This window comes from Streptomyces sp. NPDC001914 (genome assembly GCF_042891215.1).
GTDB lineage: Bacteria > Actinomycetota > Actinomycetes > Streptomycetales > Streptomycetaceae > Streptomyces.
In genome coordinates this window covers 738,548-746,272 of record NZ_JBIASW010000003.1, presented here as the reverse complement: position 1 = coordinate 746,272, position 7,725 = coordinate 738,548, and the positions used below count along the sequence as shown (strand labels likewise).

Sequence of the window (7,725 nt, the reverse complement as noted above, 5' to 3'; positions counted from 1 at the left end):
GCCGCATGATCGAGATCCGCAAACAGAACCCCGCCTTCGGACTCGGCTCCTACACCGAACTCCCCTCCTCCAACCCCGCCGTCCTCGCCTTCCTGAGGGAATACAAGGACGACCTGGTGCTGTGCGTGCACAACTTCTCGCGCTTCGCCCAGCCCACCGAACTCGACCTGCGCGCCTTCAACGGCAGACACCCCGTCGAACTCATCGGCGGCGTCCGCTTCCCCGCCATCGGCGAACTGCCCTACCTGCTCACCCTCGCCGGCCACGGCTTCTACTGGTTCCGGTTGCGCCCCGCGGTCGCGCCCCGCGCCACGAGGCGATCGTGAACGCGTCCCCCTCGACAGCCCGCCCGCCCCTGAAAGGACGTGCCGTCATGGCGAACACCGCTCTGCAGCGTGCGAGCGGCCTCGACACCGCTCCGCTGCTCACCTCGCTGGCCGAGCTGCTGCGCGCCTGGCTGCCGCGGCAGCGCTGGTTCGCGGGCAAGGGCAGGCCCGTGACGGATCTGACCCTGCTGTCGACCACCGAGCTGTACCCCGGGTGTCTGCATCTGCTGGTCCGCACCGAACACCTCGGCCCGCCCGCCCACGGCACGTCCGGCACCCCCGCGGCCGAGGACTGCTACCAGCTGCTGCTCGGCGTGCGGGAGGTCCTGCCGCCACGACTCGCCCACGCCTTCATCGGCCGGGCGAGCGCCGGCCCGCTGGCCGACCTGACCGTGTACGACGCCTTCCACGACCCGAAGGCCGCGGGACTGCTCCTGGAGCGGCTGCGCCGTTCGGGTACGGCGGGGCCGCTGCGATTCGAACGCGACCCGCGGGTGACCGTGCCGTCAGGTCTCACACCGCGGCTCCTCGACGCCGAGCAGTCCAACACGTCACTGGTCTACGGGGACGCGTTCATACTGAAGGTCTTCCGGCGCGTCCAGCCCGGCATCAACCCTGACCTGGAGGTGCCCCGCGCCCTGGCCCGGCAGGGCTGCACCCGTGTCCCCGCACCGGCCGCGTGGTTCCGGACGTCGGAGCCCCAGGAGGCGACCCTCGGGGTTCTCCAGCCGTTTCTGCGGGGCGCCGCCGACGGATGGGCACTGGCCCTCGAATCCCTCGGCTCGCGGCAGGACTTCACGGGCGAGGCGTTCGAACTGGGCCGGGCCACCGCCGAGGTGCATCTGACCCTGGCCAAGGCCTTCCCGGTGGACCCGCCGAACCCGTACCGGAACACGGGGCTCGCGGAGGCGATGCACGGACGTCTCGACGCCGCGGTGCGCTCCGTCCCCGAACTGCGCCCGCACGCTCCCGGCCTGCGGTCGGCGTTCGACGCGCTCGCCGCCCTGGACTCCGCGGTCCGCCCCGCCCAGCGCATCCACGGTGACCTCCACCTCGGCCAGGTCCTGCGCGCCGGGCAGCGGTGGTCGGTCATCGACTTCGAGGGTGAACCCGCCCGCCCGATCAGCGAACGTCGGCGTGTCCAGTCGCCCGTACGCGATGTCGCGGGCATGCTGCGGTCCTTCGACTACGCGGCCCGCTCCCGGCAGCCCTGGCGTCCCGAGTGGGCGGAGCGCTGCCGCGAGGCCTTCTGCGCGGGTTACGCCGCCGCGGCGGCCTGGGACCCGCGCGAGGAGCCCGAACTGCTGCGCGCGTACGAGACGGACCGCGCCGTGTACGAGGTGCTGTACGAGGCACGGCACCGGCCCGAATGGCTGCCCGTGCCCATGGCGGCCGTCGGACGGCTCGCCGACAGCCCCTGACCATCCGCCCCGGCCGACCGGCCCGAGCACTCCCGCCGACCACCCCGACACCCCGACTTCGAGAGGCACAAGCCGTGACCCGCACCGCATCCTCCCGCGTTCGACGGGCCAAGCCCGCCGCCCCGTCCGCGCAGCACGCCGCGCTGGACCCCACGGACCGGGAGCGGCTGCTGTCCGGCGCCCATCACGATCCGCACGCGCTGCTGGGTGCCCATCCGGCGCCGGGCGGAGTGGTGTTCCGGGCCCTGCGGCCGTGCGCCCAGGGGGTGGCGGTGGTCGTGGACGGGAACCGTACGGCGCTGGACGATCTGGGCGACGGGCTGTTCGGCTCCGTCCTGCCGTTCGACGGGATTCCCGCGTACACGCTGGTGGTGACGTACGACGAGGCCGAGTTCGAGACGCAGGACCCCTACCGGTTCCTGCCCGCGCTCGGCGAGTTCGACCTGCATCTGATCGGCGAGGGCCGGCACGAGGAGCTGTGGCGGGCGCTGGGCGCCGAGCCGATGACCCACGAGGGTGTGGAGGGCACGCGCTTCACCCTGTGGGCCCCGAACGCCCAAGGGGTCAGGGTCTGCGGGGACTTCTGCCACTGGGACGGCGCCGCCGGCTTCCCCATGCGGTCGCTCGGATCGTCCGGTGTGTGGGAGGTGTTCCTGCCCGGCATGGGTGAGGGCGCGCTCTACAAGTTCGACATCACGCGCCCCGACGGCTCGCGCACCCTGCGCGCCGACCCGATGGCCCGCCGCACCGAGGTGCCACCGGCGACCTCGTCCGTCGTGACGCGGTCGTCGTACACGTGGCAGGACTCGAAGTGGATGAAGGAGCGGCCGAGGCGCCGCCCGCTGCACGAGGCGCCGTTCTCGGTGTACGAGGTGCACCTGCCGTCCTGGCGACCGGGCTTGACCTACCGTCAGCTCGCCGACCAACTGCCCGCCTACGTCACCGACCTCGGCTTCACCCACGTCCAGCTGATGCCCGTCGCCGAGCACCCCTTCGGCGGTTCCTGGGGCTATCAGGTCACCGGGTTCTACGCGCCCACCGCACGCCTGGGCACCCCCGACGACTTCAAGCACCTCGTCGACGCCCTGCACCGCGCCGGCGTCGGCGTCCTCATGGACTGGGTGCCCGCGCACTTCCCCCGCGACGACTGGGCCCTCGCCGAGTTCGACGGCCGCCCCCTCTACGAGCACGCCGACCCCCGCCGGGCCCACCACCCCGACTGGGGCACCCTCGAATTCGACTACGGCCGCCGCGAGGTGCGCAACTTCCTCGTCGCCAACGCCACCTACTGGTGCGAGGAGTTCCACATCGACGGCCTGCGGGTCGACGCCGTCGCCTCCATGCTCTACCTCGACTACTCCCGCGAAGAGGGCCAGTGGGCCCCGAACGAGTTCGGCGGGCGGGACAATCCCGACGCGGTCGCGTTCCTCCAGGAGATGAACGCGACCGTCTACCGCCGCAACCCCGGTGTCGTCACGATCGCCGAGGAGTCCACCGCCTGGGAAGGCGTCACGCGTCCGACCTCCGACGGAGGGCTCGGCTTCGGGCTCAAGTGGAACATGGGCTGGATGCACGACTCGCTGGAGTACATGCAGCACGAGCCGATCCACCGCAAGTACCACCACAACGAGATGACCTTCTCGATGGTGTACGCCTACAGCGAGAACTACGTCCTGCCGATCTCCCACGACGAGGTCGTGCACGGCAAGCAGGCCCTCGTTTCCAAGATGCCCGGCGACTGGTGGCAGCGGCGCGCCAACGCCCGCGCCTACCTCGGCTTCATGTGGGCCCACCCCGGCAAGCAACTCCTCTTCATGGGACAGGAGTTCGCGCAGGGCGGTGAATGGAAGGAGGCCGAGGGCCCCGAGTGGTGGCTCCTCGACCCGGCGTACTGCGCGGCGGCCGACCACCGCGGCGTCCAGGATCTCGTGCGCGACCTCAACACCCTCTACCGCGGCGAGCCCGCGCTGTGGGAGCGCGACACGGACCCGTCCGGCTTCACATGGGTCGTCGGCGACGCCGCGGACGACAACGTCCTCGCCTTCCTGCGTCACGCCGCGGACGGCACCCCGCTCCTCGCCGTCTCCAACTTCTCCCCCGCCGTCCGCCACGGCTACCGCCTCGGCGTCCCCGAGCACGTCCCCGCCTGGCAGGAGGTCCTCAACACGGACAGCCTCCGCTACGGCGGCAGCGACGTCGTCCACCCCGAGCCCGTCAAGGCCGAGGCGATCGGGATGCACGGCCGCCCGACCAGCATCGAGCTGACGCTGCCGCCGCTGGCGACGGTGTGGCTGCGGCCGGCCTGAGCCGGACCGCAGCCGACGCCGGGAAGCCCGCCTCAGGCCGAGGCGGGCTTTCCGGCCGTGAAGAGCCAGGTGTGGAAGAGGGCGGTGAGGTCCTTGCCGGACTCCCGCTCGGAGAGCTTGACGAACTGGGCCGTCGTACCGTGCCCGCCACGGTGGACGGTCGCCCAGGTGCGCAGGATGCGGAAGAACACCGGATCGCCGACGGCCGTGCGCAGCTTGTGCAGGACCATCGCGCCCCGGGCGTAGACGGGAGTCTCGAAGATGTGCTCGCCGCTGCCGGGGTCACCGGGCGGGAACGCCCAGAGGTCCTTGTCCGCGGGGGTGGCGTACAGCGCGTCGAAGGCCTTCTGCGCGCTCCTGCCGCCGTGCTGCTCGGTGTACAGCCACTCGGTGTAGGTGGCGAAGCCCTCGTTGAGCCAGATGTCCTTCCACCGGGTCAGGGTGACGGAGTCGCCGAACCACTGGTGGGCGCTCTCGTGGACGAGGGTGTCCAGGTCCGGCGCGGAGTCGTACACGGGACGGGTCTGGGTCTCCAGGGCGTAGCCGACCTGCGGGGCCCGGTCGACGATGGCTCCGGCCGCGCGGAAGGGGTAGGGGCCGAAGAGCTTGCTCTCCCAGGCCAGGACGGACGGCAGTTTCTTGACGACCGGCGCGGCGGCGGTCGCCTCGCGGGGGTCGACGGCGTTGTAGATCTTGAGGCCGTCGCGGGTCGTGTACTGCTCGACCTTGAACGTGCCGACGGTCGCCGTGGCGAGGTAGGCCGCCATCGGCTCGGACTGGCGCCAGCGGAAGGTGGTCCGGCCGTTCGCGGTCCGCTGCCCGAGCAGGACGCCGTTGGAGACGGCGGTGCTCCCCTTCGGGACGGTCAGGGTGAAGTCGTACGACGCCTTGTCCGTGGGGTGGCTGTTGGCGGGGAACCACGTCATCGCGCCCTGGGGCTCGCCGGCCACGAACGCGCCGTCGTCCGTGGGGATCCATCCGTCGAGGGAGCCGTCGGGGTCGGTGACGGGCTTCGGGGTGCCGGAGTAGGTGACGGTGACGCGGAACTCCTGGCCCTTGCGCAGGGTGTCCTTCGGGGTGACGACGAGTTCCCGGCCGTCGCGCCGGAAGGCCGCCTTGGCGTGGTCGACGGTGACGCCGGTGACCTTCAGCCCGCTGAGGTCGAGGTCGAACCGGCTCAGTCGCTGGGTCGCCCTGGCGGTGATGACCGCCTTGCCGTCGAGGTGACGGCTGTGCGGGTCGTAACCGAGGGTCAGATCGTAGTGGCGGACGTCGTAGCCGCCGTTGCCCGAGAGGGGGAAGTACGGATCTCCCGCGCCGGCGGCGCCCACGGTCCCGGCCGCCGTGGCGGGGCCCGCCGCCGTGAGCAGGGCGGCGATGGCCACGGGGACGGCCGCGACAACGGCCTCGCGGCGAAGGACGGTTGTGCGTCGTGCGGCCTCGTGCGGGCGTGGTGTCACGTTCGCTCCTCGGGTTCGACGGTGATCACTCCCGCACAGCCTATGAGTCCGGCCCCGCCGCGGCCCCCACGATCAGGTCAAGTCGCCGCCGTGCCGCGGGGGCCGTGTGGGCCGGTCGGGCTCACACCCAGGGCGGCGGACCGTCCGGGACGAGCTGGTGGACGTCGAAGAGGACGGCGGACCCGACGCCGAGCGCCGCGCCGCCCATGCCGGTCGCCCAGGTGAGGAACGGGCGTGGTTCGAAGGCGCCGGAGCCGAGACCCTTGGTGTACTCGGCGTGCGCCTCCAGGGAGGCGATGCCGCGTTCGAGGGGTTCGCCGGTGACGTCGACGCCGTGGGTGGGCTGTTCCGCTCCGGCGATGCAGACCATCCGGATGCCGTTCCAGGGTTCCAGACCCTCGTCGGCGAGTTCGGGGAAGATCCAGCGGTTTCCCGCGTCGCGCGCGGCGTCGAGGGCGGCCAGGCCCACCGCCCGGTGGTCCGCCTGGTTGGTCATGCCGCCGATCATCCGTACGGTGAACGCGCCGGACACCACGATGTCGGGCCGTTGGCGGCGCATCACGCGCACGATCTCCCGGCGCAGCGCGGTCCCGTACTCGACCACGCCGTCGCGATGGTCGAGGAACTCGACGGTCTCGACGCCGACCTGCCGTGCGCCGGCCCGCTCCTCGGCCTCGCGCAGCGGTGCCGCCCGGTCCGGGTGCAGGCCGTCGATCCCGGCCTCTCCCCTGGTCGCCAGCAGATAGCTCACCTGCTTGCCCTGCGCCGTCCAGCGCGCGACGGCACAGGCGGTGCCGTACTCGATGTCGTCCGGGTGGGCGGCCACGGCGAGACACCGCTCCCAGTCCTCCGGCAGCACGGGCAGGCCCGTACCGCCCGCGAAGCCTGCTTTGTCCTGTGTGGGATCCATGTCCGGCATGATGGCGCGCGGCGGGCGGGGACCGACAGAGGCGCGCTTTCCGGGTTCGCGCGCCGGGCCTTCACGCCCCCGTGTGCTCTGCGGGGCGGCGGTGCGCGTGGGTGCGGTCGGTGCCGGGGCCGGTTTGTCGGCTTGCTGGCTTGCTGGCTTGCTGGCTTGCTGGCTTGCTGGCCGAACGGCGGGACACCGTGATGAAGTCTGTCCACACGTCCGTCGGAGGACCCGGCGCCGGAAGCCGCCGCTCCCCCTCGGCGACGCCGTCGGCCGACGGCGGGTCAGACCCCGTACAGCGCAGAGGAGATGCCGTGACCACCACCTCGCCCACCTGGAACCACGCACCCGTCAGGGTGGGGCTCGTCGGCGCGGGGCCCTGGGCGCGGGCCGTGCACGCCCGGGTGCTCGCCGCCGGACCCGAGACGGTGCTGACGTCGGTGTGGGCGCGCCGGCCCGAGGCCGCCCGCGAGACGGCGGCCCCGTACGGCGCGGGTGTCGCCGCGACCTTCGAGGAACTGCTCGACGACTGCGAGGCGGTGGCCTTCTCGGTTCCGCCCTCGGTGCAGGCCGAACTGGCCGTACGGGCGGCCGAGGCGGGCAAGGCCCTCCTCCTGGAGAAGCCGCTCGCGCTCGACCTGGCCGCGGCACGACGGCTCGTGGACGCGATCGACGCCTCGGGCGTGGTCTCTCAGCTCGTGCTGACGAACCGCTATCACCCGGCCACCCGGCGGTTTCTCGCGAAGGCGCGGACCCTGGACGTCTCGGGCGCCCGCTCCTGCGGTCTCAGCGGCGCCTTCCTCGGCGGTGACTTCGCGACGCCTTGGCGCCTTGAGCACGGGGCGCTCCTGGACCTCGGACCGCATCTGCTCGATCTGCTGGACGCCGCCCTGGGGCCGATCGTCCGGGTGCGCGGCGCCGGGGACCCGCGACGCTGGCTCGAACTCACCTGCGAGCACGAGAGCGGAGCCGTGAGCCAGGCCTCCCTGTCGGGCTCGGTCGAGGTCGAGCACGGGATCACCCGCGTCGAACTGTTCGGCCGGCACCCCGAGCTGGCCCTGGACTTCGCCGCCCTCGACCACGAGGAGTCCTGGCCCGTACTGCGCCACGAGTTCGCCACCGCCGTCCGCACGAACCACCCACCCGAGCTCGACGCCCACCGCGGCCTGTACCTCCAGACACTGATCGCCGGGGCGCTGGAGAGCCACGGCCTCTGATCCACGGGGCTCCCGGGGTTCCGACGGACCGTTCGCGCGGGTATCAGGGAGGGGCGCGCGTACGGTCTGCCCGGGGGAGGACGGT

The 7,725-nt window shown here is 72.4% G+C and carries 6 protein-coding genes; 4 read left to right on the top strand and 2 right to left on the bottom strand.

Annotated features, from left to right (window positions below):
• The 3 genes from ACFYYF_RS12530 to glgB all read left to right on the top strand — a co-directional run.
• A partial coding sequence (locus ACFYYF_RS12530) for an alpha-glucosidase C-terminal domain-containing protein (RefSeq protein WP_388774327.1) occupies window positions 1-326 on the top strand: 326 nt, incomplete at its 5' end.
• A gap of 47 nt (window positions 327-373) precedes the next feature.
• The gene (locus tag ACFYYF_RS12525) at window positions 374-1,747 is read left to right on the top strand and encodes a phosphotransferase (protein ID WP_388774324.1); all 1,374 of its coding nucleotides are present in this window, start codon (window positions 374-376) and stop codon (window positions 1,745-1,747) included.
• Complete coding sequence (gene glgB, locus ACFYYF_RS12520; protein WP_388774321.1) at window positions 1,696-4,053, top strand: 1,4-alpha-glucan branching enzyme; 2,358 nt, start codon at window positions 1,696-1,698, stop codon at window positions 4,051-4,053. Before ACFYYF_RS12525 ends, glgB begins: the two co-directional genes overlap by 52 nt.
• 32 nt (window positions 4,054-4,085) lie before the next feature.
• On the opposite strand, the gene ACFYYF_RS12515 is transcribed toward glgB, so the two are convergent.
• Window positions 4,086-5,513 carry a M1 family metallopeptidase gene (locus ACFYYF_RS12515; RefSeq protein WP_388774319.1) on the bottom strand — a complete coding sequence of 476 codons (1,428 nt, stop codon included), beginning with the start codon at window positions 5,511-5,513 and terminating at the stop codon, window positions 4,086-4,088.
• A 121-nt stretch (window positions 5,514-5,634) separates the two neighbouring features.
• Entirely contained in the window at window positions 5,635-6,423 is a 789-nt protein-coding gene (locus ACFYYF_RS12510) for a PIG-L deacetylase family protein (protein ID WP_388774316.1), read from the bottom strand.
• 314 nt (window positions 6,424-6,737) lie between these two features.
• Here ACFYYF_RS12510 and ACFYYF_RS12505 point away from each other — a divergent pair, with 314 nt between their 5' ends.
• The gene (locus ACFYYF_RS12505) at window positions 6,738-7,640 is read left to right on the top strand and encodes a Gfo/Idh/MocA family protein (RefSeq protein WP_388774314.1); all 903 of its coding nucleotides are present in this window, start codon (window positions 6,738-6,740) and stop codon (window positions 7,638-7,640) included.
• The last annotated feature ends 85 nt before the right edge of the window (window positions 7,641-7,725 follow it).

What these genes read in the sequence shown, in the direction of transcription:
- ACFYYF_RS12525 (WP_388774324.1), top strand. Translation starts at nt 374, where the DNA reads ATGGCGAACACCGCTCTGCAGCGTGCGAGCGGCCTCGACACCGCTCCG.
- glgB (WP_388774321.1), top strand. Translation starts at nt 1,696, where the DNA reads ATGGCTGCCCGTGCCCATGGCGGCCGTCGGACGGCTCGCCGACAGCCC.
- ACFYYF_RS12510 (WP_388774316.1), bottom strand. Translation starts at nt 6,423, where the DNA reads ATGGATCCCACACAGGACAAAGCAGGCTTCGCGGGCGGTACGGGCCTG.